The organism is Halomonas dongshanensis (assembly GCF_024790395.1).
In the GTDB taxonomy this organism is placed as follows: domain Bacteria; phylum Pseudomonadota; class Gammaproteobacteria; order Pseudomonadales; family Halomonadaceae; genus Vreelandella; species Vreelandella dongshanensis.
Genome location: NZ_JAJISC010000001.1, coordinates 227,048 through 251,665, shown reverse-complemented (window position 1 = coordinate 251,665; position 24,618 = coordinate 227,048). Strand labels below are relative to the sequence as shown.

General features: G+C 63.4%; 26 protein-coding genes. 4 read left to right on the top strand and 22 right to left on the bottom strand.

Translation table 11 applies throughout. The annotated features are described in order from the left end of the window. Positions 1–143: 143 nt before the first annotated feature. The 7 genes from LLY24_RS01190 to LLY24_RS01160 form a co-directional block, all read right to left on the bottom strand. Complete coding sequence (locus tag LLY24_RS01190) at positions 144–1,061, bottom strand: AEC family transporter (RefSeq protein ID WP_259034439.1); 918 nt, start codon at positions 1,059–1,061, stop codon at positions 144–146. A 40-nt stretch (positions 1,062–1,101) separates the two neighbouring features. Next, positions 1,102–2,250, bottom strand: coding sequence for an alpha/beta hydrolase family protein (locus LLY24_RS01185; RefSeq protein ID WP_259034438.1), 1,149 nt, complete (start codon positions 2,248–2,250; stop codon positions 1,102–1,104). A gap of 1 nt (position 2,251) precedes the next feature. Then, on the bottom strand, positions 2,252–2,932 hold the full coding sequence (gene bamJ / locus LLY24_RS01180; protein WP_259034437.1) for a BamJ family beta-barrel-assembly machinery protein: 681 nt from the start codon (positions 2,930–2,932) through the stop codon (positions 2,252–2,254). Positions 2,933–3,111: 179 nt separating this feature from the next. Continuing rightward, complete coding sequence (locus tag LLY24_RS01175) at positions 3,112–4,395, bottom strand: TRAP transporter large permease (RefSeq protein ID WP_259034436.1); 1,284 nt, start codon at positions 4,393–4,395, stop codon at positions 3,112–3,114. Positions 4,396–4,412: 17 nt separating this feature from the next. Beyond that, the gene (locus tag LLY24_RS01170; protein ID WP_259034435.1) at positions 4,413–5,000 is read right to left on the bottom strand and encodes a TRAP transporter small permease; all 588 of its coding nucleotides are present in this window, start codon (positions 4,998–5,000) and stop codon (positions 4,413–4,415) included. Positions 5,001–5,131: 131 nt separating this feature from the next. Next, positions 5,132–6,154 carry a TRAP transporter substrate-binding protein gene (locus LLY24_RS01165; protein WP_259034434.1) on the bottom strand — a complete coding sequence of 341 codons (1,023 nt, stop codon included), beginning with the start codon at positions 6,152–6,154 and terminating at the stop codon, positions 5,132–5,134. 210 nt (positions 6,155–6,364) lie between these two features. Then, the gene (locus LLY24_RS01160) at positions 6,365–6,925 is read right to left on the bottom strand and encodes a TIGR02444 family protein (protein WP_259034433.1); all 561 of its coding nucleotides are present in this window, start codon (positions 6,923–6,925) and stop codon (positions 6,365–6,367) included. A gap of 77 nt (positions 6,926–7,002) precedes the next feature. On the opposite strand from LLY24_RS01160, the gene abc-f reads away from it, so the two are divergent. Further along, on the top strand, positions 7,003–8,955 hold the full coding sequence (gene abc-f / locus LLY24_RS01155; protein WP_259034432.1) for a ribosomal protection-like ABC-F family protein: 1,953 nt from the start codon (positions 7,003–7,005) through the stop codon (positions 8,953–8,955). Positions 8,956–8,999: 44 nt separating this feature from the next. Here abc-f and dtd read toward each other — a convergent pair whose 3' ends face one another. The 8 genes from dtd to LLY24_RS01115 all read right to left on the bottom strand — a co-directional run bounded on the left by dtd (position 9,000) and on the right by LLY24_RS01115 (position 15,745). Further along, positions 9,000–9,437, bottom strand: a complete 438-nt coding sequence (gene dtd, locus LLY24_RS01150; protein WP_259034431.1) for a D-aminoacyl-tRNA deacylase — start codon at positions 9,435–9,437, stop codon at positions 9,000–9,002. A 57-nt stretch (positions 9,438–9,494) separates the two neighbouring features. Next, positions 9,495–10,328, bottom strand: a complete 834-nt coding sequence (locus tag LLY24_RS01145) for a universal stress protein (protein WP_267135159.1) — start codon at positions 10,326–10,328, stop codon at positions 9,495–9,497. 165 nt (positions 10,329–10,493) lie between these two features. After that, positions 10,494–11,312: a bifunctional hydroxymethylpyrimidine kinase/phosphomethylpyrimidine kinase gene (gene thiD / locus LLY24_RS01140; protein WP_259034885.1), complete on the bottom strand. Its 819-nt coding sequence runs from the start codon at positions 11,310–11,312 to the stop codon at positions 10,494–10,496. A 55-nt stretch (positions 11,313–11,367) separates the two neighbouring features. After that, complete coding sequence (locus LLY24_RS01135) at positions 11,368–12,771, bottom strand: TRAP transporter large permease (RefSeq protein ID WP_259034884.1); 1,404 nt, start codon at positions 12,769–12,771, stop codon at positions 11,368–11,370. 11 nt (positions 12,772–12,782) lie between these two features. After that, positions 12,783–13,334, bottom strand: a complete 552-nt coding sequence (locus LLY24_RS01130; RefSeq protein WP_259034429.1) for a TRAP transporter small permease subunit — start codon at positions 13,332–13,334, stop codon at positions 12,783–12,785. Positions 13,335–13,412: 78 nt separating this feature from the next. After that, positions 13,413–14,291: an endonuclease/exonuclease/phosphatase family protein gene (locus LLY24_RS01125; protein WP_259034428.1), complete on the bottom strand. Its 879-nt coding sequence runs from the start codon at positions 14,289–14,291 to the stop codon at positions 13,413–13,415. Between the two features lie 3 nt (positions 14,292–14,294). Continuing rightward, positions 14,295–14,936 (bottom strand): thiol:disulfide interchange protein DsbA/DsbL, encoded by a 642-nt coding sequence (locus LLY24_RS01120; RefSeq protein WP_259034427.1) that lies wholly within the window; start codon positions 14,934–14,936, stop codon positions 14,295–14,297. A gap of 176 nt (positions 14,937–15,112) precedes the next feature. Continuing rightward, a complete protein-coding gene (locus tag LLY24_RS01115; protein WP_259034426.1) occupies positions 15,113–15,745 on the bottom strand; it encodes a c-type cytochrome in 633 nt (210 codons plus the stop codon). Positions 15,746–15,933: 188 nt separating this feature from the next. Here LLY24_RS01115 and yihA point away from each other — a divergent pair, with 188 nt between their 5' ends. Continuing rightward, the gene (gene yihA, locus LLY24_RS01110) at positions 15,934–16,563 is read left to right on the top strand and encodes a ribosome biogenesis GTP-binding protein YihA/YsxC (RefSeq protein ID WP_259034425.1); all 630 of its coding nucleotides are present in this window, start codon (positions 15,934–15,936) and stop codon (positions 16,561–16,563) included. A 27-nt stretch (positions 16,564–16,590) separates the two neighbouring features. On the opposite strand, the gene LLY24_RS01105 is transcribed toward yihA, so the two are convergent. Genes LLY24_RS01105 through argH form a run of 7 tightly spaced genes read right to left on the bottom strand, consistent with a single transcriptional unit; the run spans position 16,591 to position 22,643 of the window. Continuing rightward, on the bottom strand, positions 16,591–17,325 hold the full coding sequence (locus LLY24_RS01105) for an HAD family hydrolase (RefSeq protein ID WP_259034424.1): 735 nt from the start codon (positions 17,323–17,325) through the stop codon (positions 16,591–16,593). Positions 17,326–17,329: 4 nt separating this feature from the next. Continuing rightward, positions 17,330–18,217, bottom strand: coding sequence for a tyrosine recombinase XerC (locus tag LLY24_RS01100; RefSeq protein WP_267135191.1), 888 nt, complete (start codon positions 18,215–18,217; stop codon positions 17,330–17,332). Between the two features lie 38 nt (positions 18,218–18,255). After that, positions 18,256–18,990 (bottom strand): DUF484 family protein, encoded by a 735-nt coding sequence (locus LLY24_RS01095; RefSeq protein WP_259034422.1) that lies wholly within the window; start codon positions 18,988–18,990, stop codon positions 18,256–18,258. A 31-nt stretch (positions 18,991–19,021) separates the two neighbouring features. Next, complete coding sequence (dapF, locus tag LLY24_RS01090; protein ID WP_259034421.1) at positions 19,022–19,855, bottom strand: diaminopimelate epimerase; 834 nt, start codon at positions 19,853–19,855, stop codon at positions 19,022–19,024. Next, positions 19,855–21,126: a diaminopimelate decarboxylase gene (lysA, locus tag LLY24_RS01085; protein WP_259034420.1), complete on the bottom strand. Its 1,272-nt coding sequence runs from the start codon at positions 21,124–21,126 to the stop codon at positions 19,855–19,857. Before lysA ends, dapF begins: the two co-directional genes overlap by 1 nt. 3 nt (positions 21,127–21,129) lie before the next feature. Beyond that, the gene (lptM, locus tag LLY24_RS01080) at positions 21,130–21,234 is read right to left on the bottom strand and encodes an LPS translocon maturation chaperone LptM (protein WP_259034419.1); all 105 of its coding nucleotides are present in this window, start codon (positions 21,232–21,234) and stop codon (positions 21,130–21,132) included. Beyond that, positions 21,231–22,643: an argininosuccinate lyase gene (argH, locus tag LLY24_RS01075; RefSeq protein WP_259034418.1), complete on the bottom strand. Its 1,413-nt coding sequence runs from the start codon at positions 22,641–22,643 to the stop codon at positions 21,231–21,233. Before argH ends, lptM begins: the two co-directional genes overlap by 4 nt. Positions 22,644–22,864: 221 nt before the next feature. On the opposite strand from argH, the gene hemC reads away from it, so the two are divergent. Both hemC and LLY24_RS01065 read left to right on the top strand, forming a co-directional pair. Continuing rightward, on the top strand, positions 22,865–23,824 hold the full coding sequence (gene hemC / locus LLY24_RS01070) for a hydroxymethylbilane synthase (RefSeq protein ID WP_259034417.1): 960 nt from the start codon (positions 22,865–22,867) through the stop codon (positions 23,822–23,824). Then, a complete protein-coding gene (locus LLY24_RS01065; RefSeq protein WP_259034416.1) occupies positions 23,821–24,615 on the top strand; it encodes a uroporphyrinogen-III synthase in 795 nt (264 codons plus the stop codon). Before hemC ends, LLY24_RS01065 begins: the two co-directional genes overlap by 4 nt. Positions 24,616–24,618: the final 3 nt, after the last annotated feature.

Here is a 24,618-nt window from a genome sequence, read left to right as displayed (position 1 = left end):
GGGAGAAACCATGACAGAAAACTGGCATTTGCTGTCGTGGCTGTGTCGTCTCATCAAACGACACAGGTGTAATGTAATCATTCTCATTACCCATGTAAACACTAATGCGAATATTTTTTATTTGTTTTTGATTCGCTTTATACCTATGCGCCAATCCACTGCAGCCACAGCGGTAGCGTCAGCATGGCGAGCAGCGTTTGGCCGGTGATGATCGCGGCCATAAGATCGGCGTCGCCGCCCAGCTGGCGGGCCAAAATATACGCCGACGTAGCGGTAGGCAGCGCCGCGAAGAGCACGGCGATGTCGCGACTAACGGGGTCGAGCCCCAATAGCCAAGCAAGCACCACGACTACGGCGGGCATTAGCACTAGTTTGACGACGTTGGTGGCTACCACGCCGCGATCGATGCGCAGCAGCGCCATGGGCCGAAGCCCGACGCCCACGGCGATCAACCCAAGCGGTAGGGCCGCGCTGCCTAATAGGCTAATGGTCGCATCGCTCCAGCCGGGCAGGCCGATGCCCGTCAGGTTCAGCGCAATACCCACCAGACAGCTCACGATCAACGGATTCTTCGCCAGCGCCATCACGCTTTTGCCCAGGCTCGCGTTGCCCAGCGTACCGGCAGCCACGAAGCTGCCGACGCAGAGCACGTTGACCACCGGCACCATTAGCGCCACCGCAACGGCGGCGGTGGTGACGCCTAGCTGGCCGTGCAGCGCCGCAGCCCCAGCCACGCCAACGTAGGTATTGAAGCGCACCGCGCCCTGGAACACCGAGGTGAACGCCGCCCCCGAAAGCCCTAACCAGCGGCGCAGCTGCCATAACAAAACGCCGAAGAGCGCCATGGCGCCGAGCAGTACCAACGCCAAACGCCCCACGGGCACCTGAGCAACGTCGGCCGTCGCCAGCGTTGCAACGAGCATGGCAGGGAACAGCGCGTAGTAGATGAAGCGCTCCATCTGCGCCCAGAAGCTATCGTGCGGCCAGCGCCAATAGCCAAAACCCACCCCGAGTAAGATGAGCAGAAAGAGCGGCCCAAGCGCTCCCGTGATGCTTTCCATGGCGTTCCTTGAGGGTAGAAGTCAGAGGGTAGCGTCAGCGTTATTCGCTCTCGTTATTGTCATTGTTGTTGTCATCGCTGTTATCGCGTTCATCGCGTAGAGGCGCTTCCAAACGCGCGAGCATGGCCATCAGCGCCTGAACCTGAACGCCTTCGCGGCTATCGTGGAGAGGGTTCGCCTGCCAGGGACTTTCGGCAAAGCCCCACCAATCCCAACAGCCTTGAGGATTGGTTAGCGTGGCATCGGCCTGAGGGTAGAGCACGATCTGATCATGCGCCACAGCCCAGCGGTTCAAGCCACTATAGCGGATGAAAAGATCGTCGATGGCATCTGCCCCCATCTGGCAGCCGTGCAGCGCCAGCGTCACCGGGCAGCCGCCCTTCTCGCACGCCTTGGGCACGAAAACGTAGCCCACTTCGGCAAGGCCCGGCGCGCCGAATTCGCGCTGATCGAACGCCAATAGCCGTGTCGCTTCGGCGTGGCTTTCCGCCGCGCCTTCTGCCACATCTTCTGTCGCGCTCTCTGTCACGTCGGCGCGCCCGGGGTAGAGCCAGTCGAGCAGGCGGTCGGCGACATCGTCATCGCAGGCCAGCAGATGGCTGCCGCCGCCCTGGCGGCAGTCACCCAGCGCTTGAGGGTCGGCCATGTAGTCGTCGGGTAGGCGCATCGGCCAGCCGTGACCGGTGGCCGGGCGCGTTTCGACGCGTAGTTGCTCGGGGGAGTCCAGCCAAGCCGTCAGCTGCTCGGCCAAGGCATGACCAAGGGCGGGGTCGACGACGTCATCCGCCTGGCCGTGCCAAACGAAGGCACGCAGCTGCCCAAGCGCTGCGTTCGTTCCCACCTCCTCGGCCTGCTGGTAGCGCTCATGGCGCAGCGCCAAGGTATCGAGCGAAGGCGCGCCGCGGCGCACCTCCATACATTGATTGAGCGCAAGGCTTAGCGACCCCTGCGCGCAGCCCCAGGGCCCCGCCGCCAGCACACCAAGCCCGACAAAGCGTTCGGGCCAGGCAACCGCCAGCTGGGTCGCCATGTAGCCGCCGGAGGAGACCCCAACGGCGCTAGCCTGCCCGGAAGCCGCGCCAACGCTTGGCAGCGCCACTGCCGTATCGGCCAAGGCATCGCCTGCGCCGAGCGCCAAGAGGGCAGCCGCGAGCGCGCGTAGCGGCAACCGCGCAGGCAGCGGCGGCATGCTATTTGATATCCAACAGCTCGACGCGGAAGGTGAGTACTTCGTTAGGGCCAATCGGCCCCTGGCCGCGTTCACCATAGGCGATATCGGCGGGAATGTAGAGGTTCCAGGTGTCGCCCACGCTCATCAGCTGCAGCGCTTCTTGCCAGCCCTCGATTACCTGATTGACGCGGAAAGTGACGGGCTCGCCGCGCTCGAAGGAGCTATCGAAGACGGTGCCGTCGAGCAGCGTGCCTTCGTAGTTCACCTCGACGGTGTCCTCGGGGCCAGGTGATTCGCCATCACCGGATTCGAGCACTTCGTACTGCAGGCCGGAGTCGGTGACGCTCACTTCGTCACGCTCGGCGTTCTCGGCCAGAAAGGCTTCGCCCTCTTCTTGGTTGGCCGAGGCCAGCTCTTCGGCCTGGGCCTGCTGCTCGGCCATAGCGCGCTCTTGGAAGGCCACCAGCGTTTCGGTCATCTCTTCGTCGCTAAGCGCCAGCTCGTTCTCTTCGAACACGTCACGCACGCCATCGGTGAAGGCATCGAGGTCGAGGTCTTCGACGTCTGCGCGCATGCTTTCGCCCAACATCACACCAAAGCTGTAGGCCAGACGTTGCTCGTCGGTTTCCGGCGCGGCGGCGGCAAAAGGCGCCACCAGCAAGAGTCCGGTGAGCGCCGTGGAGGTCAGCAGTACCTTCATGAATTCGGTCCTTCTTCGTAGGGGATAGGCGCCAGCAGGCGGCACCTAAAATGCGCGTTAAGGCAATATCGATAGCGTATCACCCGCGCCCGCTGGACGCACCAGCGGGCGCCACCAAGGTTACGACAGCGGCAGCGGCGAGAGGTTTAGCCGCCGCACGCTTGCGGTGGTGCAGTCGCTTAACGGAAAGCGAGATCACGCAAAAAGAGGGCGATCTGCGGGAAGGCGATGATCAAGGCGGCGGCACCAATTAGAATCAAGATAAACGGCGGCGTGCCGCGAATTACCTCGAAATAGGGCCGTTTGAACACCGCAATGGCGGTAAAGATATCGCAGCCAAACGGCGGCGTCGCCGAGCCTATCGCCACCTGCAGGGTAATCAACACGCCAACCAGCACCGGATCGAGCCCAGAGGCCGCTATGGCCGGGGCGAAGATCGGCGTGAGCACCAGGATCACCACGATAGGATCGACGAACATGCAGGCGACGAAAAACGCCACAGAGATCGCTACCAGTACGCCTACCGGCCCCGCCTCGTTGATACCGAAGGCACCCAGCAACTGCTGAGGGATCTGGGCGAAGGAGATGATCCACGAGAAGCCGTTACCCGCTGCCACCAAGATGAAAACCACGGCGGTGATCAGCCCGGTCGACTTGGCGATGGCAAACATATCGGGTAGCTCAAGCGACCGGAAGATCACGAACTCGAGAAGAAAAGCGTAGAGCACGCAAACCGCCGCCGCTTCGGTGGGGCTAAACACCCCGCCGTAGATACCGCCGACGATGAGCACCGGAAAGCCCAGCGGCCACAGCGCTTTCTGCACCGCCTTGGCGCGCTCTTTCCAGGTCGAGCGCGGCTCGGTAGGTACATCGTTGACGATGGCGTAAAGGATACAGTAGGCCGAGAACAGCACCAGAATCAGTAGCCCAGGCCCAATCCCCGCGATGAATAGCTCGGCAATCGAGGTCTCGGAAACCACGCCGTAGATGATCATGCCGATACTCGGCGGAATCAAAAAGGCGATATCGCTTGAGTTGATGATCAGCGCTAGGGTGAAGGGGTCTTTGTAGCCTGCCTTGAGCATACGCGGGCGCAGCGGCGACCCCACCGCCACTACCGTGGCCTGGGTCGAGCCCGATACTGCCCCGAACAGGGTACAAGAAACCGCCGTGCTCACCGCCAAGCCGCCTTTGATATGGCCAACGAACGTCATGACCATATCGATCAGGCGATTGGCGGACTGGCCGCGCGTCATGATGTCGGCGGCGAGAATAAACATGGGCACGGCGATTAGCGCCGTCGGGCTGATACCGCGCAAAAGCTGCTGCACCAGCGTGCCCATTTGGCCCATGTCGCCAAACATCATATAGAAGCCGACGAAAGCGGCGGTGATCAGAGGAATCATCATCGGGAAGCCAAGCAGCAGCAGCACGATCATGATGGTGACGATAGTAGCCGTCATGGTGGTGTCCTCGCTGCCTAGCGGTCGATTTCCGGGTCGTCGTAACCATCCACCACGTGGGTCGAGAGATAGACGTCATCGGAGAGAAGGTTGGTAATCGCGGTCATCAAATACTGCAGTCCTGTCACGGCGAAACCGATGGGCACCCAGACGTACATCCACCAGGCCGGGATGCTCAAGGCGGGTAGACTGCGCCCACGGCTCATCACGCTGAGCAGATAGCCCGTCGAGAAGTAGCACAGGGCAAACATCATCAAGGCCGTGAACAGGCACATGACGATCATCAACCAGCGGCGCGCGGACTTAGGCAGCGCATCAAAAAACGCCGACATGCGGATATGCCGACCGTGGCGGGCGGCGTAGCCGATACCGGCAAAGGTCACCAGCACGATCAGGATGCGGTTGACCTCCTCGGTAAAAAAGAGACTCTCGCCGAATACGAATCGGCCAATGACGTTGGCCACGGTATTGAGCGCCATGGCCATGACGCCGAACCCCAAAATGGCGGCTTCTAGTTTGCCAATGCCGTCGTCGATGGCACCGAGCGCGCCGGGCAATGAGGAGCGATAGCGCGCCTCTGCCTTCTCATCTTCGCTTTTTTCCATCGTACGTACTCCCAGAAGGTCATCGCCTATGCGTTCATATGCGCATCTTGATAAACGTATAGGACGTACAGAACGACAAGGGGGTAGCCCATAGCTACCCCCTCGTTCGTCATGTAGGCTGTGTCGTTCGCTTACTCGTTGCCGTCGGTTACGGCGGCGAGATCGTCCTTGAACTGCTGCAGCAAGGCTTCGCCGCGCTCACCGGTCATCTCGACAAAACGCTCTTCGACCTGGGGCGCACGCTCGCGGAACGCGTCCATCTGCTCTTCGTTCAAGCGCGTCACGGTGACCTCATCAGACGCCTCTTCGATCTTCGCCAGCGACTCTTCGGCAAGGCCGGAGATGTGCTCGATGGTGTGCTCGTAGGCTGCGTCGGATGCGTCACGAATCAGCTGTTGGTCCTCTTCGCCGAGACCGTCGAAGAAGTCCTGATTGGCCATCATGGCGGTGGTGAACCAGCCATGGCCAGTGAACAGCAGGTTGGGCGAGACTTCGTAGAGACCGCCGGACTCGATCCAGAAGATGGGGTTCTCTTGGCCCTGCAGGATATTGGTTTGCAGGCCACCGTAGACCTCACCCCAGGGCAGCGGCGTGGGGCTTGCGCCAAAGGCGCGATAGGTTTCGGCCAGCAGCGGGTTGGTCATGGTGCGGATGTTCTTACCCTGAAGCCCTTCGGGCGAGTCGACCTGCTCGTCGAGGGTGATGACCATCTCGCCTTCCGGATACATCTTGAGAAGCTCCAGGCCGTGCTCGGCATAGAGTTCGGGGAAGGTTTGGTTGATGGCTTCGCTGGTGTTGAAGAACTCGACCACCGTCTCTTCGTCGGTGGGCAGCAGGTAGGGCACGAAGAAGATCTGGGCTTCGGGGATCAACGCACCGGTAAAGCCGGGCGACTGGTTGACGAACTGAAGGATACCCGCTTGCGTCTGCTCGAGGATGTCATCGGACTCGCCCAGCTCACCGAAGCGATACACCTGGACGGTATGATCAGAGTTCTCCTCGATGTACTCCTTGAACGCCATGGCGTACACGTCCTGCACATCGCCTTCGTACTCCTCGTGGGCATAGCGCCAGTTATCTGCCTGTGCGGCGGCCGAGAGGCCGAAAAGCAGCGCAGTGACACTGGCCGAGGTGACGAGTTTGGTTGCCTTCATGCGGTGTTCCCCTTTTATTGGTAACGCGCGTAATGAATGCGCACGGTTGGCTTTGGCTGCCCGATACCTGGGGAGGTCGCATGACTCGCTTTTATTCATCCGCTGACCGACATCAAACGCTCGCCGCGGGGCGACAGATGCTGTGGGTCAACAGGCGATTCCAGACAGGCCACCAAAGCGCTAGCGTAAAATTACCCTAGCGCGCCCTTTTCAGAGGGTCAAGTTGGCGACCAGCGTCTGGCAGGCGCTGGCTAGGCGTTTTTGACGTGCGTCATGATCTTTGTCGCGAGCAGTCAAAATTCGCGAAAAGAGGCTATCCAGCGGACAAAAACCGCCTTTCTCGACGTTTTCGATGGTGTTCTCAAGACTAGGCTCGTGAGCTTCTACGCTATGGCGTATCCCGCGCTGCCAACGTTGAAGGTTCTCACGCTCGGCCAGTAGCTCGGCGGTCTTGATCGACGCGCGCAGCTCCTGAATACCGGCGTCATAGGCTGCCTCAGCCTTGAGCCGACGGCGCATGCTACGCAGCGGCTCGGTCATCTCGGCCTGCCACTGGCGCCGCTCGGCGCTCAAGCGCTGCCAGGCGAGCGGCGTTACGGGGATCCTCACGCTTTTCGCCCAGGCTGCCGCCAGCAGCTCGCACACATCCACGCCCGCCTCGTCCTGAAGCGTTAGGCAAGCGGCCTCCACGCCGGGTCGGGCATAGCGCGCCAGGGCAAAATCCCAGAGCGAAGCCTGCTGCGTGCGGGTGAATCGGGTAGAATCAGGCATCGTTCGACTCCCTGTGTCGACGGCGCGCCTGATCGCGCCGCCCTTTCATTCAACGCCTAGCCATCTCAGGAGAAGGCATGATTGCACTGCGCCAAGTCGCCCTGCAACGCGGCACGCAACCACTGCTCCACCAGGCCGACCTAACGCTCAATGCGGGCGTCAAGGCAGGCATCATCGGCGCGAACGGGGCGGGCAAGTCGAGTCTTTTCAAACTGCTGCTGGGTGAGCTCGCCCCCGATCAGGGCGACATCGCCCTCAGCGGCGGTCAGCGCATTGCTCATATGGCGCAGGAGGTCGAGGCGCTCGACCGCGCCATCGTCGACTACGTACAGGATGGCGATCTTGCCCTGCGCCAGGCCGAAGCCGATCTCGCGACCGCTCAGGCCCAGAATGACGCCCACCGCGAAGCGGAGCTTCACGGTTTGATCGAGACCCTCGACGGCTACTCGGCGCCTTCGCGGGCCGCGCAGCTGCTGGTGGGCCTGGGTTTCGTCCAGAGCGACATGCAGCGCCCGCTGTCTGATTTTTCCGGCGGCTGGCGCATGCGGGTGAACCTGGCGCGCACGCTGTTCATGCCCTCGGATCTGCTGCTGCTCGACGAACCCACCAACCACCTCGATCTCGATGCGCTGTTATGGCTCGAACAGTGGCTCGGCCGCTACCCGGGCACCCTGCTACTGATCTCTCACGACCGCGATTTTCTCGACGCCGTGTGCGATCACATCGTCCATATGCACCACCAGACGCTTGAGCTTTACCGGGGTAACTACACCCGTTTCGAGCGCACCCGGGCCGAAAAGCTCGCCCTGCAGCAGGCCGAAGCGGCCAAGCAGCAGGCGCGGCGCGAGGAGATCGAACGCTTCATCGCTCGCTTCAAGGCCAAGGCGACCAAGGCGCGCCAGGCCCAGAGCCGAGTCAAAATGCTCGAACGCATGGAAGAGATCGCCGTGGCCCACGTCGATTCGCCCTTCCACTTCAGCCTGCCCAGCGCCGATAAGACCTCGCACCCGCTGCTGGTGCTCGATCAGGCCACCTTGGGCTATCACGGTGAGCAGGGCGACATCGTCCAGCTCGACAAGGTCGACCTGACCCTGTTGCCCGGCAGCCGCATCGGTCTGTTGGGTCCCAATGGGGCGGGCAAATCGACCTTGATCAAATCGTTGACCGGCGAGCTTGCCCTGCTCGCGGGCAGGCGCGTACCCGGCGAGCATCTCAAGATCGGCTATTTCGCTCAGCACCAGCTCGAAGGGCTCGACGTCACCACCACGCCCTACGTGCACGTGCAGCGCCTCTCGCCTACGGCCAGCGAGCAGGAGATCCGTAACTTCCTCGGCGGCTTTGGCTTCCAGGGCGACGACGCCTTTGGCGAAGTGGCACGCTTCTCCGGCGGCGAAAAGGCCCGTTTGGCGCTGGCCCTTGTCGCCTGGCAAAAGCCCAACCTGCTGCTGCTCGACGAGCCGACCAACCACCTGGACCTTGAGATGCGCGAAGCGCTGACCCAGGCGCTGGCGGGCTTCGAGGGCACAGTGATTCTGGTCTCACACGACCGTCACCTGCTGCGTGCCACCGTCGACGAGTTCTGGCGCGTGGCCGATCATCGCGTCGAGCCCTTCGATGGTGACCTCGACGACTACCGCACCTGGCTCAAGGCGCGCCTGGAAGCCCACCGCCGCGATGCGCGCAGCGAGAAGAGCGAGCGCCAGCAAGCCACCAGCGAAAGTCGCGAAACGCGCAAAGCAAGCCGCCAAGCCGCCGCCGCGCTACGCGAGAAGCTGCGCCCGCTGAAAAAGCTGCGTGATCAGGCCGAGAAAACCATGGAGCGCGCCCAGCAGCAGCTCGCCGAAGTCGAAGCGGTACTGGCCGACCCCGAGCTCTACACCGAGGCCGGGCGTAAAGCCGAGTTGACCGCCACCCTCGCCCGCCAGGCCGAGCACAAAAGCCAGCTCGACGCGGCCGAAGCCGAGTGGCTTAGCGCCGAAGAGGCATTAGAAGCCATGGAGGCGGAACTGCTCGCCAGCGAAAACGCCTGAGCACCCGTCTGACCCGCTAACTCTTGACCCACTCTCTTGACCCACTAGCTCTCCAGCAGAAAGGTCACCGGGCCGTCGTTGACCAGCGCGACCTGCATGTCGGCGCCGAAGCGGCCGGTCGCGACGTTCGGCCACGCCTTGCGGGCGCGCTCCACGAGGTAATGATAAAGGCGCTCGCCCTCCGCCGGGGGCGCGGCGCTGGAGAAGCTCGGGCGCAGCCCCTTCTTGGTCGACGCTACCAAGGTGAACTGCGACACCAGCAGTAGCCCGCCCTCGATCTGCTGCACGTCGAGGTTCATCTTGTCTTCGGCATCGCTAAATACGCGGTAGTGCAAGAGCTTGTGCAAGAGCCTATCGGCGGCGGCCTCGTCGTCGCCCTTCTCGACGCCGAGCAGAACCAAAAGCCCCTGATCGATCTGCCCGACCATCTCCCCCTCTACCTCTACGCTGGCGCGCCGAACGCGCTGAATCAGTGCTTTCATACCGGGTCGTTCATCTCCGTACTCTCATTCTTCCTATCTTACAGGCTCTCTATCCGCTCATAGGCGGTGCACCATGAGATCGGTATGGGGTTCGCTCAATAGCGCGCGTGAAAGCGTTCGCGCGGCTCTAGGAAGAGCGTGGCCGCTGAGCAAGACGAGATCGGGCAGGTGGCGCTTGACGTAGGTGCCCACGACCTCGACGGGGTCGCCCTGCTCCAGCACCACCTCCACGGCCTGTTCGGTAACCACATCGAGCTCGGCGACCTGAGCGTCGAGGGCGGCCTGCAGGCGCGCCACCTCGCCCTCGCGCCACTTAGCGTAATGCGGGTCGGAGCCAAGCTCGGCTTCGCCTGGAAGCGCCCAGGCGTGAAGCAGGGTGATGCGAGCGGCGGGAAAGCGCGCCAGCACCTCACCTAGAACATTGGTCACGCTCACGCTGGCGTCGACGGGGATCAGAATCTCTTCCCAGGCGCGCACGGGTAAGGCGCTAGCGATGACCACGGGGCAAGGCGCATCGGTTGCAACGCGTAGCGCCGTGGTCCCTTCCAAAAAGGCAGGCTGGCCGCGCTTACGGTGCATACCCAGCACGACCAGCGCCGCTTGGTGCTCGAAGGCTTCGCGCACGATCTCGACGTAGGGCGAACCGGTGGCCGTTTGCACACGCGTGCGCGGCGCCTCCAGGGCGTAATCCTCGCGCAGGTCGGTCATGCGGGTGGCAATATCCTCCGCCACGGCGGCTTCGATGCTGGGCAACACGCGGCGCGGCAGATAAGGATCGATGACGTGAAGGATGTCGAGCTGAGCGTCGGCGGCCAGGGCCAAACGCAGAGCGCGCCCGAAGGCGGCGCGGTTTTCGACGGAAAGATCGGTAGCGAACAGCAGCGTATTCATCACGGCGTCCTGTCAAGGGGCGACCGAATCAATTTTTGCCAGGCTGCCCCGTGGTCCATGGCTCCCTCAGGATGGTGCGCGACGACGATTCGCGCAAGCCACCGCCCTGCTCGCATCAAGGGCGCCGTTCAGCCCCTCCGTGCTATTGCCCTTACCACCAGACGGTTACCACCAGGCGTGGAAGTGGTGTACCGGCCCCCGTCCGCTTCCCACCTTCAGGCGGCTGCTGGCTTCCAGCGCCGCATGTAGCCAACGCTTGGCCGCCTGGATGGCGGCTACCGCCTCCTCGCTCGACGCCGTCTCGGGAAGCTTCGCCAAGCTCGCGGTAATGGCCGAAGAGAGCGAGCAGCCGGTGCCGTGGAGGTTGTCGGTCGCTAGGCGCGTGGCCGGCAGCCACGTCTGCTCCTTGGGCGTCGCCAGCAGGTCGGCGCTGCTCTCACCCTGCAAATGCCCGCCCTTGAGCACCACATAGGGCGCGCCCAGGGCGGCTAGCGGCGGCATCATGCGCTCCATATCAGCGAGCGTGGCGGGCGTGGATACGTCGAGCAAAACGGCCGCTTCGGGCAGGTTGGGGGTCACCACGTCGGCCAGCGGTACGAGGATATCGCGTACCGCGCGAATGCCCACGTCGTCGACCAAAATGTCGCCGCTCTTGGCCACCATGACCGGATCGAGCACGATCCAGCGCGGGCGCCGACGGCTTAGCCGTTCGGCGATCACCTCCGCCACGTCGCGGCTGGTGACCATACCGATCTTCACTGCCGCAAGCTCGACGTCTTCGAGCAGCGTATCGAGCTGGCTGGCAATGAACGCCGCAGGCACCGGATGCACGCCGCGCACGCCCTGGGTGTTCTGCGCCGTGAGCGCCGTGATCACGCTGGTGCCGAAGGTACCCAGCGCCGAGAACGTCTTCAGATCGGCCTGGATACCGGCACCGCCGGAGGGGTCGGACCCGGCGATGGTGAGCACGTTGGCAATGGTCATTGTGTCGTCTTTCACGAGCTCTCCTTTGACGGCTTCTGCTTAATGCGAGCGCCCGTCACAGTACCGACGGCAGCCAGGTCGCAAGCCCCGGGAAGAACGCTAGCGCCAGAAGCATGCCAAGCTGCAGGATGATGAACGGGATTACCCCTTTATAGATCGCCGACGTCGGCACGCTGGCCGGGGTTACGCCGCGTAGATAAAAGAGCGCAAAGCCGAACGGCGGGGTCAAGAACGAGGTCTGCAGATTGACCGCGATCATGATACCGAGCCAGATCGGGTCGAGCCCCATCGCCAGCAGTACCGGGCCAACGATGGGCACTACCACGAAGGTGATCTCGATGAAGTCGAGAATGAAGCCGAGCAGGAAGATCACCAGCATGACCACTAGCGTCGCACCGACCACACCGCCGGGCATGGCATCGAACAGCTCGGTGACAAGCTCTTCACCGCCGTAGGCACGAAATACCAGCGAAAACAGCGTGGCGCCGATCAAGATCAAGAACACCATGCTGGTGACCTGGGCGGTGGAGCGCACTACCTCGCCGAGCATCGTGAAGCTCACTCGGCGGTTGGCGGCCGCCAAAATCAGCGCGCCAAAGGCACCTACCGCCGAGGCCTCGGTGGGCGTGGCGATACCGCCCAGAATCGAACCCAATACGGCAATGATCAGCACCACCGGTGGCACCAACCCCTTGAGCAGTATCGGCCAGAGGCTGCCGGTATGGCCAAGCTCCTGCTTGAGCGCTTCGCGGTCGGCGGGCGGCGCCAGCTCCGGTTTGAACCAGGCCACCAACATCAGATAGACGATGTAAGCCACGACCAAAAGTAGCCCCGGCACCAGCGCGCCGATGAACAGATCACCGATAGAGAGCGTGCGCGGGCTCCACACGCCCATTGAGAGCTGAGCCTGTTGGTAGGCCGTGGAGAGTACGTCACCCAGTAGTACCAACGCGATCGACGGCGGAATGATCTGCCCCAGAGTGCCCGTTGCACAGATACTGCCGGTCGCCAGTGCTGGCGAATAGCCGCGCTTGAGCATGGTGGGCAGCGAGAGCAGACCCATGGTCACCACGGTGGCCCCGACGATACCGGTGGAGGCTGCCAGCAGCATGCCTACCAGCACGACGGCCACTCCAAGGCCGCCGCGCAGAGAGCCAAATACCATCGCCATGGCATCGAGCAATGTCTCCGCCACGCGGGATTTCTCCAGCAGCACGCCCATGAGCACGAACAGCGGCACCGCCAGTAGCGTTTGGTTGGTCATGATGCCGTAGACGCGATTGGGCATTGCCCCCATCAAGCGCGACTCGAAGGGCACCGCAAACCCCATCGACTGCAATAGCATCCCCATGCCCGCAAAGGCCAGCGCCGTACCCGCCAGCGACAGGGCGACGGGATAGCCCAGCATCAAGACAGCGCACACCGAGGCGAATAGCACCAGCGGCATTAGGTCCCACATCGACGCCAGCACTAGAGCACCTCCTCGTGGTCGGCGGGCGGCGCGGCAGGCAGCACGCCCCGAATGATCAGCGTTTGGCGTATCAGCTGCGCCAACGCCTGCAGAAGCAGCAGCGCCATCATGATGAGAATCAACGACTTGAGCAGGTAAACCGCAGGAATGCCGCCATCCGGTGAGCGCTCCATGATCACCCAACTGGTGCGCACGTAGCCGTAGCTGCCGATGGCAATGAACAAGCAGACCGGGATGAGTAGAAACAGCGTACCGAGCAGATCGATCCAGGCACGCCCACGCGCCGAGAGACGGCGGTAGAAGATGTCGACGCGTACATGGCCGTCGTTACGCAGCGTCCAGGCGGCGCCGAGCATGAAAACGGCGGCGTGCATGTACATGACCGATTCGGTCATGACGTTGCTATTGATACCGAAAAGATAGCGCAGGACCACGATGACGAACTGAACCACCATCATGATCACCACCAGCCAGGCGATCGCCCGACCTACGCCATCGGTGAAGCGGTCGAGCCCACGCAAAAGTCGCGGCTCTGGGGCGTTGGCGTGCATGAGGAATATCCTAGATTTTGACGGAGCGGGTCAGAATCATCGCCGATTCCAGGCCCAACGTCATCCCCAGGATGTAGATCAGGCGTGCTGAGCAGCCTTGAGCGAGCGTAAGCAGGCAGAAGGTAGCGGCAAATCGACGGCCAGCGGCAGGTGATCGGAGAAGAGGTGGTCGAGCACCTTGACCTCGGCAGCCTCCAAGCTCTGCGATAGCAGGATATGGTCGAGCGCACGGCGCGGCTGCCAGGCCGGGTAGCTAAGCAAGGGCTTGACCGGGTGCAGCGGCAGCGAATTGCTAAACCGCGTATGGGCATGGATTTGCTCGGGCGTGCAGTTGAGATCGCCCATCACCACGACGTGCTTAAGCGGCTGGACCAGCTCACTCAGGTAGTCGAACTGGCGCGCGCGCGCGCGTTGGCTAAGCGCCATATGGGCAACGAACACATGCAGCGCATCCGGCCCGTTACCAAAGCGCGCATGGATCGCCCCGCGTCCTGGCAGCGTGCCGGGCAGGCGGTACTCCTCGATACGCGTTGGCACCAGGCGCGAAAGCAGGCCGTTGCTATGCTGGGCGAGCTTACCCAGATTACGATTGAGCTGCTGGAAGTGGTGCGGAAAGCCCGCTTGGTCGGCCAGGTACTCGACTTGGTTGATACGACTGGAGCGAAAGCTGCCGCCATCGACTTCCTGCAGCCCGACGATATCGTACTGGCCGAGTACCTCCCCCATTACCCCCAGGCGCTCGCGGCGCTTGGGATGGGGAAGGAAATGCTGCCAGCTGCGGGTCAGGTAGTGGTGGTAGGCCGAGGTTTGAATGCCCACCTGCAGGTTGAAGGTGAGCAGGCGCAGGCTGCCGGTTTCGAATACCGACAGCGGCGCCGACTCAGCGCTTGCGCCGCTCTCGTGGGGTGCCTTTTCGCTACCCGCGTCATTACCCTTGCCGCTACCCACCAGCGTCATAGCTTACTCGGCCTGTTCGGCGCGCTCGGTGCGTACGCGCTCGATCAGCGCGTTGGCGACCTTGGGCATGTTTTCAAGGCTTCCCGCCGTGCTCGGCGTGACCACGAAGCGGCCATCGACGACCAGCGCCGGTACGCCCATCAAACGCATGTCGCGCATACGCCCATGGGCACGGTTGACTTCGCTGCGCACGCTGAAGGCGTTGAGCGCCTGCTTGGCCTCGTCTTCGCTAACGCCGTAGTTGGCGAAGAAGGCGGCAAGCTCGTCAGCGTCGGTCAGGCTTTCGCCATCTTCATGAATGGCGTGGAAGAAGTCGGCGTGAAGATCTTCCTCGATGCCCAGTGACTCGGCAGCGTAGAAAGCTGCAGCGTGCGTATTCCAGGCGCCGCCCATGGTCGCGGGCATGTGCACTACTTCGACGTCGTCGTCGAGGGTGGGGTACCAGTCGCTCACGGAGGATTGCAGGCGATAGCAGTGCGGGCAGCCGAACCAGAACACCTCGGTCACTTCGATCTTGTCATCGTCCGCCTGAGTAGCAACGGGCGGGTCGAGCAGGGTGTAGTCCTGGCCTTCGACCGGCTCGGCGGCGCTGACGGCCATGGAGAGACCCAGTCCAGCGGCAGCGACCAACAGTGTTTTCAGCATGACGTCTATGTCTCCGTACGTAAAAGCGCGCAGTAAAAGCATGTAGTAAAAGCATGTAGTAAAAGCATGTAGTAAAAGCGAAAGCTCTGACCCAGACGAGCAGAGCGAGTTCCCATCATCGCCCATCGCGCCTTCAGGTAAAAGAGAGTTAACGCCTTGGGCGCTAGTCCTGCAAATTAGTGTAGCCCACGCAGATAGTTGGCTAACGCCTGCCTGTCGGCCTCGTCCAGGCGTCTGGCAATCTCCCCCATCACACCATCAGGATCATTGTCGCGCTCGCCGCTGGCGAAGGCATCGAGCGCGTGCAGGGTGTAGTCAGGGTGCTGTCCAGAAAGCGCCGGATAGGCGGCACTGCCAATGCCGCCGCCACTGGGCCCGTGACAGGCCGAACAGGCGGGTATACCCGCAGCGGCGTCGCCCGCGCGGTAGAGCGTCTCGCCGCGCGCAAGCTCCTCGGGAATATCTTCGGCTTGACCCTCCTCGGGCGCCTCGGCGGCGTAGAAGGCCGCTACGTTCCAAGCATCTTCATCGCTGTAGTCATCCAGCAGGCGCGCCATCTGCGCGATTTCACGCTCGCCGTCGCGAATCTCGCGAATCTGTTTGGCCAGATACGCCATCTGCTGGCCCGCTAGATTAGGAAAGGCACCCAGCGGGCTGATACCAGCGGGACCGTGGCAGGCCACGCAGGTCGATGCTCGCGCCGCGCCTGCGTCGGGGTCGGCGCTCAGTGCCAACTGCTCCTCGGGTTCGGCATGGGCGAGACTCATCGCGCCCAGAACCATCATTACGGCGGCCAGTCGCTTGCTCATCACGGTTCCATCATGTCGTTATGGTGTGTCGCTGCTTAAGGTAGCGCGGTGATACACTGACGCCCATCGTCGTCTCGACGCCCTTTCAACTCCTCGATGGATTATATCGAATCGCGCTGGCACCGGCGCCAGGCTGCGTCAAGATGCCTCTTAGCCCCGTGCCGCGCGCTTCGCTTCAGGATAACGCCATGTCTAGCCCCGAAAGCGCCGCTGCGCCGCGCCTCAACTACCCCACGGCGCAGTTTCTCATTAGCGCACCCACCCTGCACCATTGCCCCAGCGATAGCGGCACCGAGGTCGCCTTCGCCGGGCGCTCCAACGCGGGTAAATCGAGCGCCATCAACGCCCTCACCCAGCAAAAGGCGCTGGCGCGCACCTCGCGCACGCCGGGGCGCACGCAGCTGATCAACTTCTTCAGCGTGATGAACGACGACGCCCGCCGTCTGGTCGACCTGCCGGGTTACGGCTACGCCAAGGTGCCGGAAGCGGTGAAGATCGAGTGGCAGCAGCACCTCTCCGAGTACCTGCGCGCGCGTCATAGCCTGCGCGGGCTGGTACTGCTGATGGACGTGCGCCACCCGCTGACCGAGTTCGATCAGATGATGCTCGGCTTTGCCGACGAGCGCGAGATGCCGGTGCATATCCTGCTGACAAAGGCGGACAAGCTGAAAAAAGGCCCCGCCAGCGCCTCGCTGCAGCAGGTACGCTCGCGGCTGAAAGAGTGGGACGACCTGGTCTCGGTACAGCTCTTCTCCGCGCTCAAGCGCCAGGGCATCGACACCCTGTCGCAGCGCCTGGATACCTGGCTCGCATCCTAGGCTCTGTATGCAAAGTGCCTGCGCTCGCTAGCGCCGTTCGAGCCAGTCCAACAGCGCGGGTAGCTCTCTGATATGAGCGATGCGCTGCACTCGCGCAGGCAGCGGGCGGTCGCCTTCGGCGGCAATCCACACCGCCTGCATGCCGAGCCCCTGCGCTGGAATCACGTCTTCGTCCCAGGAGTCGCCCACGTGCATGGCCTGCTCCGGCGCCACCTCGAGCTCGGCCAAGGCGGTGAGAAAGGGTTTGGGATCGGGCTTTGGCGCCAGTAGTTCCCCGGCGGCGATGGCGACGGGAAAGTGTGCGGCCAGCGGCTGGCGCTTGAGGTGAATGTTGCCGTTGGTGATCGCCGCCAGACGATAGCGTGCGGCCAGCTCAGTCAACAGCTCGACCGCCTCGGGATGGGGCGTCACGCGCACGCGCAAACGATGGAACTCGTTCATCGCCGCCGCCGCCCACATCAGCGCCGCGCTACGGTTGAGGCCGCTCTCTTCCAACTGCTCCTCCAGCGCGCGAAGACGCAGCCAGGTGAAGTCGCCTCGCCGCTCGGTATGCGCCTTCGCCAAGCGTTGGCGCCGCGCCAGATAGTCGGCCATTCCCGTTTCGGCGTCGAGCGCCAGTTCGGCATCGCCTCGCCCGCGCTGCCAAACGCTCAAGGCGTCTAGCAGCCAGGCGTAGTGACCCTCTTCGGTATGGCGCATCACGCCGTGGTTGTCCCATAGCGTGTCGTCGAGATCGAAGGTGATGGCCTTGAGAAGCGTCATGGAGTCACTCTTGGCTGCGGCGCTTGGCGCGCGGGTGGGCGGCATCGTAGCTGGCTGCCAGGTGCTGCCAGTCGAGCCGGGTATAGACTTGGGTGGTCGAGAGGTTGGCATGACCAAGAAGCTCCTGCACGGCGCGCAAATCCTGGCTCGACTCCAGCAGGTGGCTGGCGAAGGAGTGGCGCAGCCGGTGCGGGTGCAGGTGCTCGGGTAGCCCACGCGCGACGGCGAGCTCGGCCAAGCGCTTTTGGATCGCTCGGTGACCAAGGCGGGCGCCACGCTGACCGACGAACAGCGCCGACTCAACCTCGCTCGCCCACTCGCCACGCACCGCACGCCACGCCTCTAGCGCCTTGAGCGCTTGCGCGCCTACCGGCACCTGGCGCGGCTTGCCGCCCTTGCCAAGCACCCGTACCCGAGCGCCCTGAAGGGCGCTGACATCCAGTGCGGCGAGCTCCGCCAAGCGCAGGCCGCTGGAGTAGAAGAGCTCGAGCATGGCCTGGTCGCGCCGGTCGATCACGCTATCGGCATGCGGGGTGTCGAGAAAGCGCGCCAGGCTATCGATATCCACCGGGCGCGGCAGATGACCGGGCTGCTTGGGTGTGCGCAAAAGGCGTACGGGATTGTCGGCGAGCAGGCGCTGGCGCACGAGGAAATCGGCAAAGCGCGAAAGCGACGAACGCCGCCGCGCCAGCGAACGTGGCGAAAGCCCCCGACTTCGCTCGCTGCCCAGAAAGCTGCGTGCAAGCGCCAGATCAAGCTCCGCGGCGGTCTCGGCCCCGCGCGCGGTCGCAAAGCGCTCGAGGGCGGCGAGGTCTTGGCGATAGGCATCGACCGTCGCCGCGCTCTTGTTGCGCGCAAGATCACGCACAAACGCCTCGACGGCCGCAGCCAGGGTTAGATCGCTCGCGAGGTTCTCGGCGGGCACGGCGATTAGGCTCTAGGGGCCAAGCTCGGCGCCATACTCGGCTCCAAACGCCAGAGCAGGCGGGCGACGATGTCGCCGAGGTATTCGGTGAACAGCGTATCCATACTGGCGCGGTAGCACTCGGGGTCGGGGCTCGCCAACAGCAGGTAGCCCAGCGATTCCCCAGCGGAGAGCCGCGTCACCGCGCATGAGCCCGCCTTGCGCGGCGCCTTGACGTGAGGCAACAACTGCTTCCAGTCGCTGACGCTAAGCTTGGTGCAGCGGCTGGGGCGGCCATCCAGCAGGGCAGCCAAGCGGGCGCTGGCGTGGGCATCCAGCACCATGCGCGGCGGCTGCGGCGGCATGGGCTCGCTATCGCTGAGCTCGGCGGGGCACCAGAGCGCCAACGCTGGCGTCTGGAAGTGCTCGTGCAGTTGCGCGACCAAGGCCTGCGCCAGGGCGTCGCGATCCTCGGCGGCGACCAGCACCAGCAGCGTTTCACGCAGGCGTCGATACTGCGCCTCGTTGTGCCGCGCCGAGTCGAGCAGGCACTCGAGCCGCCCCTCGGCGCTTTCGGCGCGCTGACGCAGATCGACCACCAGCCGTTCGAGCAGCGATACCGCACCGTCGATATTGGGATGCGGCACCTTGAGCTGCTGCAATAGCCCCTCGCGGCCGACGAAGAAGTCGGGATGACGCGCCAGCCAGAAGGCGACCTGATCGGGGTCGAGTGTCTTGCGGGGTTCGGGGGCTTGCGCCATCACCTTTCTCCAGTCGCGACGTCGTTCTCGTTCATACCAGGGATACACGGCCATCATAAACGTGAGCGGCGGGCCCGACCATGATCAGCGGCGCATCGATACTCGGCCACTCGATGGTCAGTTCGCCCCCCGGCAGGTGGACCCTAACGGGGCTCTGCAGCAGCCCCTGGCGAATACCGCTGGCCACTGCGGCACAGGCGCCGGTTCCACAGGCGAGTGTCTCACCGCTGCCGCGTTCGAACACCCGCAAGCGGATCTCCTGGGGCGAAACGACCTCCATGAAGCCGACATTGACCCGTTTGGGAAAGCGCTCATGGCGCTCGATCAGCGGGCCCAGGCGCTCTACCGGCGCCTGCTCGACGCTCGCCACGCGAAGCACCGCATGGGGATTGCCCATCGATACCACGCCCACTTGGTGATGTTCACCGTCGACGTTAAGCGCATGCAGCACCTCGTCGCTCGCCGCCTCGAAGGGCACCTCGGCGGGGGCAAAACGCGGCTTACCCATATCGACGCGTACCTGACCATCAGCTTGGATGGTGAGCACCAGCGGCCCACCGGCGGTCTCGACGCGAATGTCGTTTTTATGGGTCAGGCGCTGGTCGCGCACGAAGCGCGCAAAGCAGCGCGCGCCGTTGCCGCAGTTCTCTACTTCGCTGCCGTCGGCGTTGTAGATGCGGTAGCGAAAATCCATATCGGGATCGTGGGGCGGCTCGACCACGAGTAGCTGATCGAAACCGATGCCAAAGCGGCGATCGGCCAGCGCGCGCACCTGCTCTTCACGCAGACGAGCGCGCTGGGTTACCAGATCGATGACCATGAAGTCGTTGCCAAGGCCATGCATCTTGGTGAAGTGCAGCAGCATCAGACCTCCTGCGCCGGCAGCAGCGCTTCGCCCTGCCACAGGCTCTCGATGCTTTCCCGCGCGCGCACCACGTGGCAGTGCTCACCGTCCACCATCAGCTCCGCCGGGCGCGGGCGGCTATTGTAGTTCGACGCCATGACGAAACCATAGGCGCCCGCCGAGCGCACCGCCAAGACGTCGCCTGGGGCGATGGCAAGCTCGCGCTCCTTGCCGATGAAGTCGCCGGTTTCACACACGGGGCCCACCACGTCGTAGAGCGCGCTGTCACGCGCTTCGCGGGTGTCCACGGGTACGATCGCCTGCCACGCCTGGTAGAGCGAAGGGCGGATAAGATCGTTCATACCGGCATCGACGATGGCGAAGTTCTTGGTTTCGCCAGGCTTCAAAAACTCAACGCGCGTCAGCAGCACTCCGGCGTTGGCAGCGATCGAACGCCCCGGCTCGAACAGCAGTGTCAACCGCTCGCCCCCTTCCCAGCGCGACAGCCGCGCGAGTAGCTTGCTGGCGTAATCGAAGGGCTGGGGCGGCGTCTCGTCGCGGTAAGGCACGCCGAGGCCGCCACCAAGGTCGAGATGTTCGATCTCGATGCCGCGCTCGCGCAGGCGCTCCATCAGCACCAAAAGGCGCTCCAGGGCGTCGAGGAAGGGCGCAGTTTCGGTCAGCTGCGAGCCAATGTGGCAGTCGAGCCCCACCACGCGCACGTTAGGCAAGGAAGCGGCGAGTTCGTAGACCTCAAGGGCGTCATCCACCGGGATGCCGAACTTGTTGTCCTTGAGGCCAGTGGAGATGTACGGATGGGTACCGGCATCGACGTCCGGATTGACCCGCAGCGACACCGGCGCCACCTTGCCAAGCCGTTCGGCCACGCCATTCAGGCGCTCGAGCTCGGGGCGCGACTCGACGTTGAAGCACTTGATGCCCACCTGCAGCGCCCGCTCCATCTCATCGGCGCGCTTGGCCACGCCCGAGAAAACCACCTTGGCAGGGTCGCCACCGGCCGCGAGAACGCGCTCGAGCTCGCCCGCCGAGACGATGTCGAACCCGGCGCCAAGGCGAGCTAAAAGCCCCAGTACCGCCAGGTTGGAGTTGGCCTTTACCGCGTAGCAGATCAGGTGCGCTTGGCTACCGAGCGCTTCGGTATAGGCGCGAAAGTGACGCGTGAACGTGGCCTTGGAGTAGACGTAGCACGGCGTGCCGTACTCGGACGCCAGGCGCGAAAGCGGTACGTCTTCGGCGTAGAGCACGCCGTCACGGTAATTGAAGTGATCCATCGGTTATCCCCTCTCTTCGGCCGTATCGCTGGGCAAATAGAGCGGCCCCTTCTGGCCGCAGCCGACCAGCACCAGAGCGGTCAGCACGATGGCGAGCCAGCGCTTCATACGCTCACCCCGGGCGCGCCTAGCGCCCTCAACGCCTCGCGGGCGCGGCTCGCGGCGGCGCGCACCTGGTCGGGAGCGGTACCGCCGATGTGGTTACGCGCGGCGACCGAGCCTTCGAGGGTCAGTACGTCGAACACGTCCTGCTCGATGATGGCGGAGAACTGCTGAAGCTCTTCGAGGCTCATCTCGGAAAGATCTTTTTTCTGCTTCAGGCCGTACGCCACGGAGAGGCCGACGATCTCGTGGGCATCGCGGAAGGCCACGCCTTTACGTACCAGGTAGTCGGCCAAGTCGGTCGCGGTGGAAAAACCGCGCCGAGCGGCTTCATACATGCTCTCTTTTTTCGGCTCGATGGCCGGGACCATGTCGGCGAACGCCTTGAGGCAGTCACGCACGGTATCCACGGTGTCGAACAGCGGCTCTTTATCTTCTTGGTTGTCTTTGTTGTAGGCCAGCGGCTGCGACTTCATCAGCGTCAAAAGGCCCATTAGATGGCCGTAGACGCGGCCGGTCTTGCCTCGCACAAGCTCCGGTACGTCGGGGTTTTTCTTCTGCGGCATGATCGACGAGCCGGTGCAGAAACGATCAGGCAGGTCGATGAAGTCGAACTGGGCGCTGGTCCACAGCACCAGCTCCTCGCTCATGCGCGAAAGATGCATCAACAGGATGCTGGCGAAGCTGGTGAATTCGATGGCGAAGTCGCGATCCGAGACGGCGTCCAGCGAGTTCTCCGCCGGGCGCTCGAAGCCCAGAAGCTCGGCGGTAACGTGACGATCGATCGGATAGGTGGTGCCCGCCAGGGCAGCGGCGCCCAGCGGCATGACGTTGACCCGCTTGCGGCAGTCGCGCAGGCGCTCGTGATCGCGGGCCAGCATCTCCTGCCAGGCCAGCAAGTGATGGCCGAAGGTGACTGGCTGGGCCGTTTGCAGGTGGGTGAAGCCGGGCATGATGGTATCGGCCTCGCGCTCGGCCAAACCGATCATGCCGTCGCGTAGGCGCGTCAGCTCAGCGTCGATGACATCGATCTCGTCGCGCATGAACAGGCGAATATCGGTGGCCACCTGATCGTTGCGCGAGCGTCCGGTATGCAGCTTCTTACCGGTGATGCCGATCTTGTCGGTCAGCCGCGCTTCGATGTTCATGTGCACGTCTTCCAGCGGCACCGACCACGCGAACTCGCCGCGCTCGATCTCGCCCTGGATCTCGGTCAGGCCGGTGACGATGGCGTCGCGCTCCTCGTCGCTCAGCACGCCCACGCGAGCCAGCATGGTGGCGTGGGCAATGGAGCCCTGGATGTCCTGACGCGCCAAGCGCTGATCGAAAGTGACCGAGGCGGTGAAACGGGCAACGAAGGCATCCGTTGGCTCGCTGAAACGACCGCCCCAGGACTGGTTGGTAGCTTGGCTCATGACAAGGGTTCCTGCTTGATCGGGAAGAGTAAAAGACGTTGGCGAAAGTGTACCAGAGTCGCGCCGCTCGACGAGACGCCGTTTTGCAGCCCTTGGCCGAGCGTAGGCTTTCTTCGATACTATCTGAGAGATATCGACTATTTTTACTGGATGGCCGGGTGCTTTATGATGAGAGTTATCACAGTTTGACTCGCCATGTCAGCGGTTAAGGGAGCAAAGACGTGCAATCTATCACCAAACTGCGCATTGCCACGCGCAAGAGCCAACTGGCGCTGTGGCAGGCAGAACATGTGCGTGAGCGCTTAATGGCGGCCCACGACGGCCTGGAGGTAGAGCTGGTTGCCCTCTCCACCAAGGGCGACAAGATTCTCGACACGCCGCTATCGAAGATCGGCGGCAAGGGGTTGTTCGTCAAGGAGTTGGAAGAGGCCATGCTCGATGGCCGCGCCGACATCGCCGTACACTCGATGAAAGACGTGCCCATGCTGTTTCCCGAAGGACTCGGCCTTTCGGTGATCCTCGAAGGCGAAGACCCCACCGATGCCTTCGTCTCCAACCATTACGCGACTATCGACGAGTTGCCCGAGGGCGCGCGCATCGGCACTGCTAGCCTGCGCCGTGGGCTACAACTGCGCGAAGCGCGCCCCGATCTCGAGATTCTCAACCTGCGCGGCAACGTCCAGACCCGCCTTGCCAAGCTCGATGACGGCGAGTTCGACGCCATCATTCTGGCGACCTCGGGGCTCAAGCGTTTAGGTCTGCACTCACGCATCGCCCAGGCGCTGCCGCCGGAAGTGTGCCTGCCCGCCTGCGGCCAGGGAGCGCTTGGCATCGAGTGCCGCCTGCACGACCCCGAACTCATCGCCCTACTCACGCCGCTCGACGACCCCGATACCGCCACCCGAGTGCGCGCCGAACGTGCCATGAATACGCGCCTGGAGGGCGGCTGCCAAGTCCCCATCGCCGGTTACGCGGTGCTCGATGCGGCCAGCGAAACGCTGTGGCTACGCGGTTTGGTGGGTAACCCCGACGGCAGCCAGGTGCTGCGCGCCGAGGGTCGCGGTTCGATGCACGAGCCCGAAGCGCTGGGCCTGCGCGTAGCCGAAGAGCTACTCGAACAGGGCGCGGGCGAGATTCTCGCCGAGGTCTACGGCAACGAGGAGTTCGGCGATAACGCATGACGTTGCCGATTTTGATCTGCCGCCCCGGAGCGCGAGGTAAAGCGCTCGAACACGACTTGAGCACGGCCGGATACGCCGTAGAAACGCTCGAGGCGATGACGCTCGACGCCGTGGCGGAAAACGCCGCCATGCGCCACCACTGGCTGAACGTGGATCAGTTTCACAAGATCGTGGTGGTCAGCCCCTTCGCCGCCGAGTGCCTGGCCGAGAGTCTCGACCGCTACTGGCCGCAGCTGCCCACCGGCATCGACTACTATAGCGTCGGTAGCGCTACGGCCGAGGTACTGCATCAGCGCCTCGGCGTTCGCGTGCGTCTGCCGCCGAGCGCGGCCGGTGAAGACACCAGCGAAGCTCTGCTTACACTTGCCTCGCTGCAGCAGCTCGATCACCAGCGTATTCTGCTGGTCGCGGGCGAAACGGGCCGCCCTCTGCTTGCCGATACGCTGAGCGCACGCGGTGCTACAGTCACGCGCTTGGCGGTCTACCGCCGCACGCTGTTGACGCCGCCGCCTACACTTGAGCGCCGCCTACGCACGGGCAACTTTCGCGCCCTGATCGCCACCAGCGGCGAACTGCTGGAACATCTGGCAAAATGGTGCCATCAGGCCGCTTTGAACCAACCGCTAATCGTTTCCAGCCGCCGCTTGGCTACACTGGCGAAGACGCTGGGTTTTCGGGATATCGAGGTGGCATCGGGGGCTACGCCAGCGGCCCTGCTCGCCACCCTGGCACAGGCCTGCCCGCCTTGCGGGACCGATGTCGACCAAGGAATTTCAATACACAAGGGCTAGCGA